Annotated in this window: 3 protein-coding genes; all 3 read left to right on the top strand. The window is 66.9% G+C overall.

What is annotated here, in order from left to right:
• The coding region (locus JYJ84_RS34165; protein WP_205184826.1) for an acetate--CoA ligase at positions 1–1171 on the top strand (1171 nt) is incomplete at its 5' end.
• An 83-nt stretch (positions 1172–1254) separates the two neighbouring features.
• The gene (locus JYJ84_RS34160) at positions 1255–1599 is read left to right on the top strand and encodes a DUF4212 domain-containing protein (protein ID WP_122945861.1); all 345 of its coding nucleotides are present in this window, start codon (positions 1255–1257) and stop codon (positions 1597–1599) included.
• Positions 1600–1602: 3 nt separating this feature from the next.
• Positions 1603–2468, top strand: an 866-nt coding sequence (locus JYJ84_RS34155) for a VC_2705 family sodium/solute symporter (protein ID WP_205190093.1), incomplete at its 3' end; no start/stop codon positions are given.

The raw sequence follows: 2468 nt of genomic DNA, 5'->3' as shown, positions 1-2468 counted from the left end.
AGGCTCGACCGGCAAGCCGAAGGGCGTGCAGCACAGCACGGGCGGCTACCTGCTGTGGGCCGCGCAGACGATGAAGTGGACCTTCGACTGGAAGCCCACCGACGTGTTCTGGTGCACGGCCGACATCGGCTGGGTCACGGGCCACACGTACATCACGTACGGCCCGCTCGCATGCGGCGGCACGCAGGTCGTGTTCGAGGGCGTGCCGACCTATCCGGACGCCGGCCGCTTCTGGAAGATGATCGGCGACCACAAGGTCACCGTGTTCTACACCGCGCCGACTGCGATCCGCTCGCTGATCAAGGCGGCCGAAGCCGACGACAAGGTTCATCCGAAGAGCTATGACCTGTCGAGCCTGCGCATCATCGGCACCGTCGGCGAGCCGATCAATCCGGAAGCGTGGATGTGGTATCACAAGCACGTCGGCCAGGAGCGCTGCCCGATCGTCGACACGTGGTGGCAGACCGAGACGGGCGGCCACATGATCACGCCGCTGCCGGGCGCGACGCCGACCGTGCCCGGTTCGTGCACGCTGCCGCTGCCGGGCATCATGGCCGCGGTGGTCGACGAAACCGGCCAGGACGTGCCGAACGGGCAGGGTGGCATCCTCGTCGTCAAGCGCCCGTGGCCCGCGATGATCCGCACGATCTGGGGCGACCCGGAGCGCTTCAAAAAGAGCTACTACCCGGAGGAACTCGGCGGCACGCTGTATCTCGCCGGCGACGGCACGGTGCGCGACAAGGACACCGGCTACTTCACGATCATGGGCCGGATCGACGACGTGCTGAACGTGTCGGGCCACCGGCTCGGCACGATGGAAATCGAATCGGCGCTGGTCTCGCACGAACTCGTGGCCGAGGCAGCCGTGGTCGGCCGTCCGGACGATACGACGGGCGAGGCGGTGGTTGCGTTCGTGGTGCTGAAGCGTTCGCGTCCGGAAGGCGAGGAAGCCGCGGCGCTGGCGAAGACGCTGCGCGACTGGGTCGGCAAGCAGATCGGGCCGATCGCGAAGCCGAAGGACATTCGCTTCGGCGACAACCTGCCGAAGACGCGTTCGGGCAAGATCATGCGCCGCCTGCTGCGTTCGCTCGCGAAGGGCGAGGCGATCACGCAGGACACGTCCACGCTCGAGAATCCGGCCATCCTCGAACAGCTCGCCGAAGTGCGCTGATCGTACCGGTTGCGCATCACGCGCACGAGCCCCTGCGCGGCAATCCCGATTGCCCGCGCAGGGGCTTTTTGTTACATAACGGCATGACCGCTCCGACCCGTTCCGCGCCTGCCGCGCCACCGCCCGTTCCCGAACCGCTCGCGCGTGCCCATGCGCGCTACTGGCGCTTCAACGTCGCGCTGATCGCGGTGCTGATGGTGATCGGCTTTTCGGTGTCGTTCATCGTGCCGTTCTTCGCACCCGCGCTCGCGGGTATCCGCTTCGCCGGGTTCAGCCTGCCGTTCTATGTCGGCGCGCAGGGCGCGATTCTCGTGTATCTCGTGCTGATCGTCGTCTACATCGGGCTGATGCAACGCGCGGACCGGACGCTGCGCCGTGCATACGACGACCATGCGGCGCTGGCCGGCAACGCACGCGGCGGGCGCTGACTCATGCTGACGCATCGACTGATTCGCGCGTATGCGCTCTACACGCTGGGGTTTCTCGGGTTCGTGCTGCTGATGTGGCGGATCGAGCGCGCCACCGGCTCCGGCGTCTGGATCGGCTATGTGTTCCTGTTCGTGCCGATCGCCGTGTATGCGGTGATCGGGCTGCTGTCGCGCACGTCCGATCTCGTCGAGTACTACGTGGCCGGGCGGCGCGTGCCGTCTGCGTTCAACGGGATGGCGACGGCGGCCGACTGGCTGTCGGCCGCGTCGTTCATCGGCCTGGCCGGATCGCTCTATGCCACGGGCTACGACGCGCTCGCGTACGTGATGGGCTGGACGGGCGGGTTCTGCCTCGTCGCGTTCCTGCTCGCGCCTTATGTGCGCAAGCTGGCGCGCTACACGATTCCCGATTTTCTCGGGACGCGCTTTTCGAGTACGGCCGTGCGCGCGTTGGCGGCCGGCGCTGCGATCCTGTGTTCGTTCGTGTACCTGGTCGCGCAGATCCAGGGGATCGGCCTGATCGCGACACGCTTCATCGGCGTTGATTTCGCGATCGGGATCTTCTGCGGGCTCGCGGGCATTCTCGTGTGCTCGTTTCTCGGCGGGATGCGCGCGGTCACGTGGACGCAGGTCGCGCAGTACATCATCCTGATCAGCGCGATCCTGATTCCGGTGTCGCTGATCGCGATGAAGAACGGGCTCGGCCCCGTGCCGCAGTTCAATTACGGCAAGCTGATGGAGCGCGTCGCGGCGCGCGAGGCGCAGGTGCGCGATGCGTCCGACGAACAGCAGGTGCGCGACGCGTATCGCCGGCAAGCCGCGGATATCCAGACGCGGCTCGACCGGCTGCCGGCATCCTATGCGGACGC

This window comes from Burkholderia sp. LMG 13014, assembly GCF_905232215.1.
Taxonomy (GTDB): domain Bacteria; phylum Pseudomonadota; class Gammaproteobacteria; order Burkholderiales; family Burkholderiaceae; genus Burkholderia.
Note: the sequence above shows the minus strand (reverse complement) of the source record. Positions and strands in the feature narration are given on the sequence as shown.